The organism is Marinobacter sp. CP1, assembly GCF_001266795.1.
Classification (GTDB): domain Bacteria; phylum Pseudomonadota; class Gammaproteobacteria; order Pseudomonadales; family Oleiphilaceae; genus Marinobacter; species Marinobacter flavimaris.
This window is the reverse complement of sequence record NZ_CP011929.1, coordinates 2662199-2677015: the sequence shown is the minus strand read 5'-3', so window position 1 is coordinate 2677015 and position 14817 is coordinate 2662199. Positions and strand designations below refer to the sequence as shown.

The following is a 14817-nucleotide window of genomic DNA, read 5'->3' as shown; positions in this document are numbered from 1 at the left end:
GAAAAACCCCTGGATGACCCTTGCTGGCCTCAGGAACTCTCGTCACTGGTCTTACCATGATACCGATCGCGTCGTGCTCTGGGGTGACTCTGGTCATAAACCCGCGCCAAATGTTGAAAATCAAGATGAGTATAGACCTGGGTCGTGGCAATGTCGGCATGGCCCAGAAGTTCCTGTACGGCACGAAGGTCACCACTGGATTCAAGCATGTGGCTGGCAAACGAGTGTCGCAGCAGGTGCGGATGGAGCTTCTGGTCGGCACCACGGCTGATTCCCCAACGGCTAAGGCGGGCCTGGATACTTCGGTGGCTGAGTCTTTCGCCCCGCTGGCTGACGAACAGAGCAGCCTCACCGTCATTGGCCAGCGCCGCTCTGTACGGTAGCCAGGCCTGTATGGCTGAAATGGCTTTTCGTCCGACGGGCAGCAGCCGTTCCTTGTCACCCTTACCCATCACGCGAACCTCACCACTGCGCAGATCGACGGTATCCAGATCCAGGCTTGCCAGCTCCGCCAGCCGCAACCCGGAAGAATACATCAGCTCGAACATACATAGATCCCGCACTTCCAGGGGATCGTCCGGCTGTCCGTCCAGTAGATGATTCAGTTGATCCACATCTGCAACGCGAGGCAGACGGCGGCCACTCTTGGGGGCCCGGATATCCAGCGCCGGATTATCCGATGCCAGCTTCTCCCTGAGCAGGAACTGGTAGAAACGGCGGGTCGCCGAGAGATGTCTGGCAATGCTCCGGCCTGACAACCCCTCCCGGCTGAGCGTCGCGACGTAGCGGCGCAGGTCGTGGTTGGTCACCCGTTGCCAGGCAACGAATCCACTGCGGCCCAGCCAGTCCGCCAGACGCAGCAGGTCGCGCTGGTAGCTGTCGCAGGTTCTTGGAGAATGGCGTTTCTCAGAAGCCAGGTGCCGGATAAATTCCGCCAGCGGCCCGGTCAGCTCATTGGGCACTGCCGGACTCTCCGGGGCTTCTGACACGTTAGCGGGACTCCGTCGCCATGTCGGTGACCGGAGCAGCCGCTGTGTGGCGCTGCACCATGGGCGGCAGCAGGCGGCTGAGTGTGTCGCTGATGTAGCTCAGGAACAGGGAACCCATGCTCTGGTCGAAATAGCCGGGCTGGCAGCTACCGACCGCAAACACGCCCGCCAGCTCGTCATGCCTCAGCGGCACCAGGGCGACCGAGGCAATGGGTTCTTCACGGTCCGGGAACAGAAACTCCCGTTCGCTCTCCCGGAACTGGCCGCACACGGCACGCTCACCTTCCAGCAGGCTGCCCAGGCGCTCACGGGCCGCAGAAGGACTGACCACATGCAGGGCGCCTTGAGAGGCCTCAGGCAGCTCAACATCGGTAAACAACAACACGGAAGCGGCGTCGAGACCGAAATCACCACGGATACTGTCATCAATGGCAGCAGCCATATCGTTGAGCGTCCGCGCTTCAATCACCTGCATCAGCAAACGCTTGCTCTTCTCGAACAACCGGTCGTTATGGCGGGCGATGGATACAAGCTCTACCAACTCCCTGCGCAGGGTGTCCCGCTGCTCCCGGAACAGATGCACCTGGCGTTCGACCAGCGAAATGGCCCGGCCACTGTCGTGGGGCAGGGTCAGGCTGCGCAGCAGCTCGTCCTGGTCGATGAAGAAATCGGGGTTGGCGCGCAGGTAATCCGCCACCTCTTCCCGGGTGAGCTCACCGGCCTTCTGGCGGGCCGTTTGTTCTGTCATGGAGTACTCCTGGCTGTCAGGATCGTTGTTTATGGGGGCGAGCGCTCCTGCGTCGACGACCACCAGAATCACCCGGCAGCCTCAACTGCCCCTCAAATACGCTGGTTGCAGGCCCTTCCATCATAACAGGGGTCCCTTCACCCTGCCATTCAATGACCAGAGGGCCACCCCGCAATTCCACTTCCACGCGGGCATCCAGCAGGCCTCGCAGGCAGCCGGCCACCACGGCGGCACAGGCACCACTACCGCAGGCGAGGGTCTCGCCCGAGCCACGCTCAAACACCCGCAGGCGGACATGGGTACGATCCAGAATCTGGAGAAACCCGATGTTGGCCCGTGCCGGGAAGCGGGGATGCCGCTCGAGCTTGGGCCCCAGCGTTTCCACCGGCGCCTGGTCTACATCCTCAACCAGCAGCACACCATGGGGGTTACCCATGGACAAGGCGCTCAGTTCCACTGTCTGGCCGTCCACATCCACGGTGTAGACATCCTTTCGACGGTCGGCGGCGAACGGAATGGCCGGCGGATTGAACTCGGGCACGCCCATATTGACCATCACCATGCCTTCCCGGCCGACACGGAGCTCGATCACGCCCTTGGCGGTCTGGACGCGGATGACCTTTTTGTTAGTCAGTCGCTGGTCCCGGACAAACCGGGCGAAGCAGCGGGCACCGTTGCCGCACTGCTCCACCTCGGACCCGTCCGCATTGAAAATGCGGTAGCGGAAATCGACATCCGGCAGCCCGGGCGGCTCCACCACCAGCAACTGATCGAAGCCAATTCCGAAATTCCTGTTGGCCAGTTCGCGGATCATCTCGGGGCGCAGACGAAAAGGCTGGCTGATGGCATCCACCACCATAAAATCATTACCCAGCCCATGCATCTTGGTGAATCGAAGCATGGGGCCCTGGGTCCGGCGTTGCTGTGTCATCTCCTCGCTCCCGCTCATTCCGGAAGGCAGCTCTCGGGTGCGAGCTGGTCTTCGAGAGTTTCACGGCGGCGGACCACATGCACCTGGTCGCCATCGACCATGAGTTCCGGCGGCCGGTTCCGCGTGTTGTAGTTTGAGCTCATGACAAAGCCATAGGCTCCCGCAGAGCGAACCGCCAGCAGATCCCCGGCCTGCAGGCGCAGGTGACGGTCCTTGCCCAGGAAATCGCCGGTTTCACAGACCGGACCAACCAGATCCCAGGCCTTTTCCTCACCATCCTGGTGTGGCTTGACCGGGATAATCGCCTGCCAGGCGCTGTACAGGGCCGGCCGGATCAGATCATTCATGGCGGCATCAATGATGGCAAAATTCCGGTGCTCGGTGCACTTCAGGAATTCGACTCTGGTAACCAGGATGCCAGCGTTGGCGGCAATGGATCGGCCGGGCTCCAGAATCAGCTCCAGTTTGCGGTCACCCAGGCGCTCGGCCAGCGCTTTCACGTAATCCGACGGCTGTGGTGGCTGCTCCTGGTTGTAGGTGACGCCCAGGCCACCGCCCATATCCAGGTGATGAATGTGGATGCCCTGGTCCGCCAGGGAATCAATCAGGGCCAGCACTCGGTCCAGTGCGTCGAGGAACGGTGACACGCTCGTCAGCTGTGAGCCGATGTGACAATCCACACCCTTCACGTCGAGATTCGGCATACCTGCCGCACGGGCATAGACCTGCGACGCTTCGGCAATATCAATCCCGAACTTGTTCTCTTTCAGACCCGTGGAAATATAGGGATGGGTACCGGCATCAACATCCGGGTTCACCCGCAGAGAGATCGGCGCCTTTACGCCGAGTTCTCCCGCCACCGCATTGAGCCTGTCCAGTTCGGTATCGGATTCGACGTTGAAGCAGCGCACGCCCACTTCAAGGGCCCGCTTCATTTCCCATTCCTGCTTGCCAACGCCGGAGAAGACCACCCGCGACGGATCACCACCGGCCCGCAGTACCCGCTCCAGCTCACCGGCCGACACGATATCAAAGCCGGCACCGAGCCGCGCGAGAACGTTCAGCACCGCCAGATTGCTATTGGCTTTAACGGCGTAGCACACCAGGTGCGGGTGATCCCGAAGAGCGTCATCATAGGCCCGGTAATGTCGCTCAAGCGTGGCGCGCGAATACACGTAGGCCGGTGTGCCAAAACGATCGGCAATGGCAGAGACAGGGATATCCTCGGCGTACAGCTCGCCGTCGCGGTAGTTGAAATGATCCATGAGTTTCCTGATTCGTTTAACGGGGCCGGGAGGCCATGGCGCTAGTCGCGGGTTTCTTCGCGATCGGGCTGCTCCTGGGCCGAATCCGGCCCGGACGTTATCGAAGCGGCCTGACTGTCACGGTACAACGGACCTTTCTGACCGCAACCGCTCACAACCAGAGCCAGCATCAACGTCATGATCGACAGAGTCCACGCTCGCATATCGGCTACCTACCCCTGAGTTCACTATGGGCGCAGTATACCTGACACCCGCCCCGGGCCGCGAGGTCAGCGAGTCCTCGCGAGGTGGCGGTTCAGGGAATCTTCCAGCACAGACCGGTAATACAGGTATTGGCTGGTCTGGATATCCTGCTGATACACCCGGGGGTCGAGGTCGTGGGGCAGGTGGATATCGGTCAGGTACACCGGGTAGACCTCATCGCTATGTCGGAGGGAGCGGATGTAGTGGGCCACTGCCGGAATCAACTGGTCGCCGTACTCCTGGACGCTGAATTCCTGGTCACCACAGAAAATGTCGAAGCGCAGGCGACTGTCGCCCTCGTGGATGCCCACGGCCTGCACCTCAAATCCGGGCAGAGGCACTCCCGAATCCGACTCCGGCCGGTACTCGGCCCGCCAGGCCCCGTCCCGCCGGACAATTTCGTAGCACTGGACGCCGGCCACAACGCCGGCGGAATCGGTATGGCGCAGCAATCGCCGCTCGATCAGGTTATCCAGGAAACGCAGTACCGGCACCAGCAAATGCCGTCGACTGGTCACCGCCTGTTCCCAGCTGAACACAGAACCCAGTTCGTCAACGACCCAGAGCCGGGCCTGATCGCCGAGAATACGATAAAACACCTGGATGTTGTCCGGTTCGCTGGCCAGGCAAACCGCCCGCAAGGCCGGCTCGTCCTGCAACGCGTAACGATCGAACACCACCGGCAGGTACCGCTCCTGGGGCAGCGCCAGATGCTCCATCAGCGCCTCAAAGCTGTCGAGTGCCACAAACCCCGGTTCCAGGCCGTTGAACTGGAGCAGGAAGTAGCGACGATCCATTTCAATCACATAGCGCAGCGGATGCGGGCCGGTACCTCCGGCAAAAAAGGGCCGGAGGACATCGGCAAACAGCTCCTGAACCCGGCGGGCAATGGCAGAGCCATGACCACGGTTGTGGCAGTGCACCTGAACGGCCGGCAATTCGTCGGGATTGGCTGCCACCGAGGCGAGAACATTCTTCAGGCACTGGATCAGTGTATCGCCCGCTGCGTAATGCTGGAGACTGACTTCATGCCAGCTGTTGAAGGTAATCTGGTCGATGCTGATGACCAGATTCTCCCGCCCGCCGCTAAAGCCCAGGGAATCGTGCCGGGAACTGAGCTTGTGAAGGCCCTTTTCCGTGAGGTGGGCCTGAGGGTCAATGCCGACGTTCACCAACAGCAGATTCCTCAATGGCCGGACGCCCCGGGACAACGCTTCCCGTTCCGCCGGGGCAATCGGAAATGGCAGGAACGCAGACAGGGCATCAAGCATTTCACGCAACTCGCTGACGGACGCAATACTGTTGCCCGACCGCACATTCAGCCGAGTCGAGCGGGTCAGCAGACCGTTGCAATAGCACCAGACCATCAGTTCCGCCAGATTGCCAGAGCGACGGATAACCGGCTGCCAGAAAGCGTCTGCCGGGTCTTCGAGGTCCCGGTAAAGCAGCCAGCCGTCGGCGTCGCCGCCCTGCTCCGACTGATGATGAAATGCCAGGTTTTCCTCCGCCAGCGACGGGGCCAGCCCGGGATTGATCTGCTCGATCTTGCCCGCCTTGCGCTGAAACGCGGCATAAAGCTTGCGGCCGAGGAGATTGATATCGTTGGCGCTGATGGCGGCGCGTTGGCCATGCTCCCTGGCCATTTTCGACAGCAGGCGGTAACCGTGGGTCAATTCGTTGACGATGGTGCGACGCAGGGTGGTGACATCCTCTGCCCGCCAGCGTTGACGATCATCCAGCTCCGCCAGCGTGTTTTCACTCCAGCCCCAACCTGTCACCAGCTGGCGCAGCAGGCGGGCACGCCACTGCTCACCGGAGACCTCGGACCGTGTCAGTGGCAAACCGGCTTTCAGATACAGGCTCCGGCGAATCAGGTCCAGCCTCGACGCCACTTCCGGCCCGGTCAGCCAGCCCTCCAGCCGATTGTAGAGCATGACGTAAGGGTCCAGACGGTCGGCATCGGTTTCGCCGCGGAAAACGGCCCGCTTGAACTGGCTGGACAACAGAGCCTCACCGGTGGTCCGCGCATAACATTCGATCAGAAGGAGTTTCAGAATCGACTTCCAGGGCGCATCAATCCCCTTGTACAACTGCCAGACGCCCGCACCAAGGAATTCTTCCTCCGGAATCGCCGGCACCGGGCCAAAATCGATATAGTCCTCGGCGCGCACAAACCGGTAATCTACCAGCCTGCGCATGCAGTCATCGTAGGTTTCCTCCCGCTCCGCAGGAATCAGCCACCACATGGGCCAGGCACCGGCCAGATGGATGCTGGTCCGGTAGAACTCGTCCAGCAGCAGGAAATGCTGGGCGCTGCCACAGTTCTCGCCGGTCACCTCTACCCGTTGCCGACCGGCACGCCAATCCGAAGCACAGAAGACGAATACGTGCAGTTCGACACCGAAAGATTCCGCCCAGCGGGCCAGCTTCGCGGCTTTGCGCTCAAGACAGCGGATACCCCGCTCGGGCAGGTCACTGCGGTGACAGAGCCAGACATCGAGGTCACTGGCCACGGAATGGCCAAGGGTTCCCGGGCTGCCCATCAGGAACATGGCGTCCAGATCCGGTTTGCGCTTGCCTTCATCCTTCAGCGAAAAAGTCCGGGCCAGTCGACGAGCGGCATTGATGGTGGCCGGTGACGGCTGATAGTTGCTCAGGCCATAGGGGCAATCGCTGTCCAGGTAACCGGGCAGGGCCGGATGATTGAGATGAAAAACCAGTGGCAGAATCTCCAGCACCATTTGCTGGCGATAGGACAGGGCCGAGTGGGCACGATTCCAGCGCTGCTGATTGACCAGCAGAAACCGGTCCCTCAGGCGACGGAGGGTCTTGCGATCTATTCCCTCCTCAAAGTCGAGGGAAATCGGGGCAACGTGGGCGGTCAAGGCGGCTCCGCAGAGAGGTTCTTTTCAGCATCAGTATGAGTATGATGTCGGCATCGTGGCAAAACCTTTAAAAAAATAAAAGCTGCAGGACACGCGAGGCTTACCCGCTGTGAAAGAATTCATCATTCGCCGCTACCGTTCGGACCAGTCCGCGACCTCCGGGCGCCAGACCGTTTTACGCATCGACGATGAAGGAAAAGTACTGTTCGCTGACCACCAGGCCGAGGCAGTGCTCGGTTATGAGAGTAGTGAACTGGAAGGCCAACCGGTGCACCGGATCCTGGCATCTCGCCAGGATGATCCTTTTGCACCGGCAAACCGCCACCGGATCGAGCGTGGCCAGAACGTCCTGGTGACCTTCCGGCACAAGGAAGGTTTCTTCTACACCGCCTGCCTGAGCCTGCGACTCGACGTTCGGGATTCCGACAAGGCGGCGAGTGCCACGATTGCCCTGTGCGACAGCTCAAGCAGGGATTCCCGCCTGTTGCGAGCAGCGGAGAGCATTGCCGGTTTCGGGATCTGGGAACTGGACACCCGCACGAATGAAATGACCTGGACCGAGGGAATGTTCCAGCTTCTTGAGCTGAGACCGGGCGCCGAAATCACGCCCGAACAGGCGCTTTTCTACTGCCAGACCGGCCAGGCCAGGGTCCGGGCCATGTTCCGCCGTTGCCTCCGAACCGGAGACGCATTCTCCCTCAACCTCGATATCGTTACCTCGCAACAGAACCATCGGCGGGTGACGCTCAGTTGTCGGGCTCTGAAACAGGGCGGCCGGATTACCGGGCTCGGCGGCACCCTGGTAGACCGGACCGCCGATATGAAACTCGACAGGGCTCGCCAGCACGCAAACACCATGCTCGCAGCGGTCACCAGCGCCACCTCCGATCTGGTTGTGGCGGTCGATCTCTCGTTCAACCTGCTCCACTTCAATGACGCCTGGGCCAGACAGTTTGCCGAAACCTTTGGCGGGCGCCCGGAGGCAGGCGACAACCTGAGCGACTTGCTTCAGGAGTTCCCGAACGAACGCAGGCTGATGGAACGGCTCTGGCACCGGGCCTTCGAACGTGACAACTTCGTGGTCGAGATGCCCATGGCCCAGCAGTCGCGCCAGCTACCAGTGCATGAATTCCATTACCAGCGCCTGACCAACGACCAGGGCGAAATCACCGGCGCGGTGCACGTGGCCCGTCGCATTGAGCCCAGGCTGAATCACGCCTCCAGTGAGGAATACCGGATACGTCACGATCCGGTTACCGGCCTGATGAACAGAAAGGCATTCATCGCTCGAGTATTAAGAACCCTGGAGCAGAAAACCCATCGGGAATCCTGCGACAGCCTGCTCTACCTGGATCTGGATGAATTCGAACGCTTTAACGATCTTGCTGGCAGCGGCACCTGTGATCGCTACCTCAGGGAGCTGGCCGGCAACCTCGGCGTGCGCGTCCGGCAGCGTGACGCCCTCGCCCGCCTCGCTGGCGACACCTTCGCCCTTCTGATCGAGAACTGCCCGGAAGCGCGGGCCCGCAAGATTGCCCAGGAAACCCTTGATTTGATCGGCGACTTTGTCTTCGACTGGCAGGGCCACAGCCTCCAGACCACCGCATCGGGCGGCCTGTTGATCCTGGACAGCGACGTCCCCGCGGATCCGGAGCAGCTTCTGGGCCAGGCTGCGGACCTGTGCCACACCGCCAAAACCTCCGGACGCAACCGGGTTCACGCGGCCAGGGCCATTGCCAACCAGACGGACGATTCAGTGGCCAGCAAACGGGTCGAGCAGATCCGCGACGCGCTGGACAAACAGTCGCTGATTCTGGAATACCAGGCCATGAGGCCGGTGGCCAGCCCCACCTGGGGCGATCACATCGAAATCCTCTGTCGGATTCCAACAACGTTGGATGATGAGACGACACTCCTGCCCGACGATTTCCTGCCCATTGCGGAACGGTTTGACCTGGCAAAGCGCCTGGATCGCCAGGTGATCCGGCAAACCCTGGAATGGCTCGGTAACCAGCCCTTGCTGGAACCCCGATTGAAGTACTGTGGATTTAACCTGTCACTGGCAACTGTGCTGGATGACACCTTCGCCGACTTCATGGCCGATGCCCTGAACCAATCCCCGTTTGCCCCGGACTGTTTCTGCCTGGAAATCCGTGAGGCCCACGCTACCCAGTATCCCGACGACGTGGCCGTGCTGTGCGACGCCCTGCATCGGGCAGGCTTCCGTGTCGCCCTGGACGGTGCCGGCGCATCGGTGGAAAGCTACAGCCTGGCGGCGAGACTACCCGTGGATATCATCAAACTGGACCGGAGAATGGTTCAGCAACTGGAGGAGGACCCGGTGCAACAGGTGATGCTGGAGGCACTGCACCGGATTGCCGAGGCCGCCGGCAAAGTGACGGTGGCCACGTTTATCGAAAGCGACGATGCCCTTCGCAAGGTCCGGACTCTGGGCATTCATTACGGACAGGGCTACCGGCTATGCCGACCTGAGCCACTGGACGAGCTTACGCCGGCCGCGGTGGACCTCGCTACGGGGCGAATTGGCGGTTAACCGTCTCGCCCCGCTGAGTGCGCCGGCTCAGCCCAGCTGGTTGCGGGCCCGACCGACCGCCGCACGCACCTGATCCGGCGCCGTGCCGCCGAGATGATCACGGGCCTGGACCGAACCTTCCAGGGTCAGCACATCGAAAACATCGGGGCCGATATGATCGGAGAACTGCTGCAGCTCTTCGAGGGTCATATCAGACAGGTCACGACCTTCAGCCACACCGAACGCCACGGACTTGCCCACGATCTCGTGGGCGTCCCGGAAAGGCACGCCTTTCTTGACCAGGTAATCCGCCAGATCGGTAGCGGTCGAGAAACCGCGCTTGGCTGCCACTCTCATGTTATCGGCCTTGGAGCGAATGGCCGGAATCATATCGGCATAGGCCTTCAGACAGCCCTTGATGGTATCGACCGTGTCGAACAGTGGTTCCTTGTCTTCCTGGTTGTCCTTGTTGTAGGCCAGCGGCTGGCTTTTCATCAGGGTCAGCAGGCTGATCAGGTGGCCATTGACACGACCGGTCTTGCCCCGGACCAGTTCCGGCACGTCGGGGTTCTTTTTCTGGGGCATGATGGACGAGCCGGTGCAGAATCGGTCCGGCAGATCAATGAAGTCGAACTGGGCGGAGGTCCAGAGCACAAGCTCCTCGCTGAACCTGGAAAGATGCGTCATCAGCAGTGCCGCAAAGCTGCAGAACTCAATGGCAAAGTCCCGGTCGCTGACAGAGTCCAGGCTGTTCTCGGTGGGCCGGTCAAAACCCAGCAGTCGGGCGGTCATTGCCCGATCAATGGGATAGGTAGTGCCTGCCAGGGCCGCTGCGCCCAGGGGCATTACGTTCACCCGCTTGCGGCAATCCTGCAGACGCTCGGCATCCCGAACCAGCATCTCGTACCAGGCCAGCAAGTGGTGCCCGAAGGTCACCGGCTGGGCAGTCTGCAGATGGGTGAAGCCGGGCATGATGGTGTCCGCCTCGCGCTCGGCGAGATCCAGCAGGCCAGATTTCAGGCGATTCAGTTCCTCGGCAATCACGTCGATCTCGTCCCGCAGGTACAGACGGATATCGGTGGCTACCTGATCGTTGCGGCTTCGGCCGGTGTGCAGCTTCTTGCCCGTAATACCGATACGGTCGGTGAGGCGTGCTTCAATGTTCATGTGCACGTCTTCAAGGCTGACCGACCACTGGAAGTTGCCGGCCTCGATGTCTGCCTTGACGCCTTTCAGGCCCTCAATGATCTGGTCCCGCTCGTCGGCGGTAAGCACGCCAACCTCGGCCAGCATGGTGGCATGGGCAATGGAACCGGTGATGTCGTGATGGTACAGGCGCTGGTCAAATCCCACAGATGCAGTAAATTTTTCAACAAAGGCATCGGTGGGTTCACTGAAGCGCCCGCCCCAGGGTTTTTCAGAGCTTGTGGTCTGGTCAGACTTTTTCTGATCCGTCATGGTCTATCTTTCCTGCTGACAGCCCGGCATCATCTGGCGGGAGCTGGGTACATTGAACGTGGCGGGAGTATACCATTCTGACCCGGGTAAAGGAGACACCCCGTAACGGGGACAAAGGTGTGACAGAGAGCGAGTTCTTCGTTCCGGACCTGTGCCGGGTACGGGCCGTGTTCCTGTTGCTGGTCACCAGTGAACTGCTGGTTCTGGTGCTCGCCATCGTGCAGGCGGAGCGGGGCTGGATCGACTGGAATTACTTCGGGCTGTTGTCGCTGTTCGTGCAGTGGACCACCCTCACCAGTGCCGCCCTGATCTGCCTTTTGCGCACCCGGCTTGCACGGATGTCCGTCTCCGGTGCGACAACCACCATCGTCGCCATTGTGCTGCTGGATGTGCTCGCCTTCAGCCTGTTTGCAGACAGCGTCCTGCACCCCCAGGACGGCGTGGCTGTCTGGCAGGGCGTGGCCAAGAAGATGCTGCTGGCGTTGCTGATCGTGCTCATGGTGCTGCGCTATTTTTACCTGCAGCACCAGTGGCAACAGCAGCGTGAAGCGGAAATGCAGGCGCATCTGGCATCACTGCAGGCCCGCATTCAGCCACACTTCCTGTTCAACAGCATGAACACCATTGCCAGCCTGATTGCCATCAATCCGGAACGGGCCGAAGAAGCCGTTCTGGATCTTTCGGAACTGTTTCGCGCCAGCCTTCGCACCGGCGACCAGCTGATTCCGCTATCGAGGGAACTGGCTTTGTGCCAGCGTTACCTGGCCATCGAAGCACTGCGCCTGGGCGACCGCCTGAAACTGGAATGGCAGATTGAAGAAGGCCTGGAGCACCAGGCCATTCCCCCGCTCACACTGCAGCCATTGGTGGAAAACGCCATCTACCATGGTATCCAGCCGCGCCCGGACGGTGGCACCGTCAGGATTGAAGCCCAGGCCAAAGGCGAATTTGTCTACCTGCTGGTACAGAATCCAAAGCCGGACCAGAATAAGCAGCAACATGACGGCAACCGAATGGCGCTGGCCAACATTCAGTCACGGCTACGGGCGCTTTTCGGTGAGCCGGCGGTGCTCAAACACAGCCACCAGCACGATGTGTACACGGTTACCCTGCGACTGCCGCGACGGAAGGCCGGCGAGCAGAGAGCCCGAAAACAATAAACCCCTGACCAACGGAACCGAGACAAGACATGACTGATACCCGCAGCGTCCTGATCGCCGATGACGAACCCCTGGCCCGGGAACGCATCCGCCGGTTGGTGGAGGCGGTTCCGGGGTATCGGGTCTGTGGCGAAGCTGCAGACGGCGACAGTTGCTTGAAACAGGTGGCGGAACTGGAGCCAGACATACTGTTGCTGGATATCCGGATGCCGGGCATGGACGGCATGGAGGCCGCCAGCAGACTTAGCCAGCTGGCCAATCCACCGGCGCTGATCTTCTGCACGGCCTACGACCACTACGCTATCCAGGCATTCGACGTGCAGGCCATCGCCTACCTGCTCAAACCGGTTCGCAAAGAGGCCTTGGCGGAGGCCCTGGCCCGGGCCGGCAGGGTCAACCGGGTACAGTTGCAGGCACTCAACGGCCAGGCTGCCCACAGCCAGGAACAGTTGGCGGTGCGCACGCACCGCGGCACCGAGCTGATCGATCTGTCGGAAATCCTCTACTGCGAGGCAGATCAAAAATACGTCACCATCCATCACGCCCGGGGCGAAACCGTGTGTGACTACACGCTGAAGGAACTGGAAAACAGCTACCCGAGCACCCTGCTCAGGATCCACCGGAACACCCTGGTGGGGGTTCGCTTTATCCAGGCACTGAGACGGACGCCGGATGGCCACAATCTGGTCGCCCTGAGGGAAGGCCGGGGCGAACTGCCGGTCAGTCGCCGCCATGCCAGCAATGTCCGCCAGTGGCTTCAGGAACATCAGCCGGGCTGAATCAGCAGCGCGCCTGAGGCGGGAGCTGCGGGACTTTTCTGCCGCTACAAGGTAACCTTGGCGGACATTTTTCCGAACCGACAGTGAGTGTCATGTCCAAACGTACCCTTCGCATTGCAACCCGCAGCAGCGCCCTTGCGCTGTGGCAGGCGGAATTCATTAAGGCCGAGCTGGAAAGGCTGCACGACAACATCACCGTGGAACTGGTCAAGATAAAGACCCAGGGTGACAAGATCCTGGACGTGCCTCTGGCCAAAATCGGCGGCAAGGGCCTGTTCGTCAAGGAACTGGAAGAAGCCATGCTGGACGGCCGCGCAGACCTGGCCGTCCACTCCATGAAAGACGTGCCCATGGAATTCCCGGAAGGACTGGGGCTGGTGGCGATCTGCGAGCGGGAAGACCCGACCGATGCCTTCGTAAGCAACCACTATGACAACGTTGACGCCCTGCCCCACGGCGCCGTGGTTGGCACTGCGAGCCTGCGCCGGGAGGCCCAGCTGCGGGCCTACCGCCCGGACCTGGAAATTCGCGTGCTGCGGGGCAACGTCAACACCCGGCTGGCCAAGCTGGATGCCGGCGAATACGAAGCGATTGTACTGGCCAGCTCCGGGCTCAAGCGCCTGGGCTTTCACGAGCGCATCCGCTACTGCCTGCCCGACACGTTGTCGCTGCCGGCGGTCGGCCAGGGCGCCCTGGGCATTGAATGCCGGGTCGATGACCAGGATCTGCTAGCCATGCTTGAACCCCTGAAGCACAAAGACACCTGGGATCGCGTCACTGCCGAAAGGGCTCTGAACCGTCGACTGGAGGGTGGTTGTCAGGTGCCAATCGCGGCGTACGCGCTTCTTGAAGACGACGATACAATCTGGCTGCGGGGCCTGGTGGGCGCAGTTGATGGCACCCAGATTTTCCGGGTCGAAGGCCGCGCGCCACGGGCCGAAGGCGAACGTCTGGGCCGGGAACTGGCCGAGGATCTGCTGGCTCTCGGAGCCGACAAGGTGCTGGCTGAAATCTATGGCCACACACCAACCTGATCCCGACCTGAACGGCCGGCGGATTCTGATCTGCCGGCCCGAACCCGAGGCATCGCGCCTGGCCAGCCGGTTTCGTGCAGCCGGTGCCGATGTACATATCCTGCCACTGATTGACCGGGAACCTCTGCCGGAAACGCCCGAGCGCCGCACACTCATTCTGAGCCTTGATGAATTTTCCCATGTGATCGCGGTCAGCCCGTTTGCCGCCCGACTGCTGCTGGAAGAGGTGGACACCTGGTGGCCCCAGGTTCCCATGGGCATCCGCTGGTATGGCGTTGGTGCCGGCACCGCATCCGTGCTTGCGGAACACGGTCTCAGCCCGCGGCGGCCGCCCGAGGGCTGGACCAGCGAGGCACTGCTGGCATTGCCGTCACTGCAAAACCTCCAGCATGAGCGGGTTCTGCTCGCTCGCGGGGAAACCGGACGCGAACTGATCCGCGAAACCCTTGAAGCCAGGGGCGCCCGCGTAACCCTGCTGCCCCTGTACCGCCGCTTTCGCCCTGACCACACGCCGGAGCGGATCCGGGCCACCCTCGATACCTTTGCTCCGGAGGCCATCGTCGCCCTGTCGGGCGAAACCTTGAACAATCTCATCGCACTATGTGCGAATAGCGGCCATAATCTATACGATAGGTTATTGATTGTTCCCGCAGATCGGGTTGCCGAACAGGCCCGGGCAGCGGGATTCCGAAATCCGTGTATACCAGGAAGCCTTGCCGATAACGACATCGTGGCCACGGTTGCAGCGCAACTTGCCGGCCGGGACGGTGGCTCCGGAAAAGCCAAGTAAGG

At 61.3% G+C, this 14817-nt stretch carries 12 protein-coding genes; 5 read left to right on the top strand and 7 right to left on the bottom strand.

The window, feature by feature from the left end:
• Positions 1-29 precede the first annotated feature (29 nt).
• From xerC to ACP86_RS12325, 6 genes are all read right to left on the bottom strand, one after another.
• A complete protein-coding gene (xerC, locus tag ACP86_RS12345) occupies positions 30-962 on the bottom strand; it encodes a tyrosine recombinase XerC (RefSeq protein WP_008173215.1) in 933 nt (310 codons plus the stop codon).
• A 28-nt stretch (positions 963-990) separates the two neighbouring features.
• Positions 991-1737, bottom strand: coding sequence for a DUF484 family protein (locus ACP86_RS12340; RefSeq protein WP_053114167.1), 747 nt, complete (start codon positions 1735-1737; stop codon positions 991-993).
• Positions 1738-1753: 16 nt separating this feature from the next.
• Positions 1754-2668 carry a diaminopimelate epimerase gene (dapF, locus tag ACP86_RS12335; RefSeq protein ID WP_008173211.1) on the bottom strand — a complete coding sequence of 305 codons (915 nt, stop codon included), beginning with the start codon at positions 2666-2668 and terminating at the stop codon, positions 1754-1756.
• A gap of 14 nt (positions 2669-2682) precedes the next feature.
• Positions 2683-3933, bottom strand: coding sequence for a diaminopimelate decarboxylase (gene lysA, locus ACP86_RS12330; RefSeq protein ID WP_014575857.1), 1251 nt, complete (start codon positions 3931-3933; stop codon positions 2683-2685).
• A 41-nt stretch (positions 3934-3974) separates the two neighbouring features.
• Positions 3975-4136 carry an LPS translocon maturation chaperone LptM gene (lptM, locus tag ACP86_RS22135; protein WP_227497818.1) on the bottom strand — a complete coding sequence of 54 codons (162 nt, stop codon included), beginning with the start codon at positions 4134-4136 and terminating at the stop codon, positions 3975-3977.
• A gap of 66 nt (positions 4137-4202) precedes the next feature.
• Positions 4203-7061 carry a class I adenylate cyclase gene (locus tag ACP86_RS12325; RefSeq protein WP_053114166.1) on the bottom strand — a complete coding sequence of 953 codons (2859 nt, stop codon included), beginning with the start codon at positions 7059-7061 and terminating at the stop codon, positions 4203-4205.
• Positions 7062-7170: 109 nt separating this feature from the next.
• Here ACP86_RS12325 and ACP86_RS12320 point away from each other — a divergent pair, with 109 nt between their 5' ends.
• On the top strand, positions 7171-9615 hold the full coding sequence (locus ACP86_RS12320) for an EAL domain-containing protein (protein ID WP_053114165.1): 2445 nt from the start codon (positions 7171-7173) through the stop codon (positions 9613-9615).
• A 27-nt stretch (positions 9616-9642) separates the two neighbouring features.
• On the opposite strand, the gene argH is transcribed toward ACP86_RS12320, so the two are convergent.
• Entirely contained in the window at positions 9643-11052 is a 1410-nt protein-coding gene (gene argH / locus ACP86_RS12315; RefSeq protein ID WP_008173200.1) for an argininosuccinate lyase, read from the bottom strand.
• 119 nt (positions 11053-11171) lie between these two features.
• Here argH and ACP86_RS12310 point away from each other — a divergent pair, with 119 nt between their 5' ends.
• The 4 genes from ACP86_RS12310 to ACP86_RS12295 all read left to right on the top strand — a co-directional run bounded on the left by ACP86_RS12310 (position 11172) and on the right by ACP86_RS12295 (position 14815).
• Positions 11172-12212 carry a sensor histidine kinase gene (locus ACP86_RS12310; protein WP_053114162.1) on the top strand — a complete coding sequence of 347 codons (1041 nt, stop codon included), beginning with the start codon at positions 11172-11174 and terminating at the stop codon, positions 12210-12212.
• Positions 12213-12241: 29 nt separating this feature from the next.
• Positions 12242-12991, top strand: coding sequence for a LytR/AlgR family response regulator transcription factor (locus tag ACP86_RS12305; protein ID WP_014575852.1), 750 nt, complete (start codon positions 12242-12244; stop codon positions 12989-12991).
• Between the two features lie 92 nt (positions 12992-13083).
• Complete coding sequence (hemC, locus tag ACP86_RS12300; protein ID WP_014575851.1) at positions 13084-14025, top strand: hydroxymethylbilane synthase; 942 nt, start codon at positions 13084-13086, stop codon at positions 14023-14025.
• Entirely contained in the window at positions 14006-14815 is an 810-nt protein-coding gene (locus ACP86_RS12295) for a uroporphyrinogen-III synthase (RefSeq protein WP_053114160.1), read from the top strand. Before hemC ends, ACP86_RS12295 begins: the two co-directional genes overlap by 20 nt.
• The last annotated feature ends 2 nt before the right edge of the window (positions 14816-14817 follow it).

Coding starts and splice junctions, on each gene's coding strand:
- dapF (WP_008173211.1), bottom strand. CDS start 2,668: ATGACACAGCAACGCCGGACCCAGGGCCCCATGCTTCGATTCACCAAG.
- argH (WP_008173200.1), bottom strand. CDS start 11,052: ATGACGGATCAGAAAAAGTCTGACCAGACCACAAGCTCTGAAAAACCC.
- lptM (WP_227497818.1), bottom strand. CDS start 4,136: ATGCGAGCGTGGACTCTGTCGATCATGACGTTGATGCTGGCTCTGGTT.
- hemC (WP_014575851.1), top strand. CDS start 13,084: ATGTCCAAACGTACCCTTCGCATTGCAACCCGCAGCAGCGCCCTTGCG.
- ACP86_RS12295 (WP_053114160.1), top strand. CDS start 14,006: ATGGCCACACACCAACCTGATCCCGACCTGAACGGCCGGCGGATTCTG.
- lysA (WP_014575857.1), bottom strand. CDS start 3,933: ATGGATCATTTCAACTACCGCGACGGCGAGCTGTACGCCGAGGATATC.
- ACP86_RS12340 (WP_053114167.1), bottom strand. CDS start 1,737: ATGACAGAACAAACGGCCCGCCAGAAGGCCGGTGAGCTCACCCGGGAA.
- ACP86_RS12305 (WP_014575852.1), top strand. CDS start 12,242: ATGACTGATACCCGCAGCGTCCTGATCGCCGATGACGAACCCCTGGCC.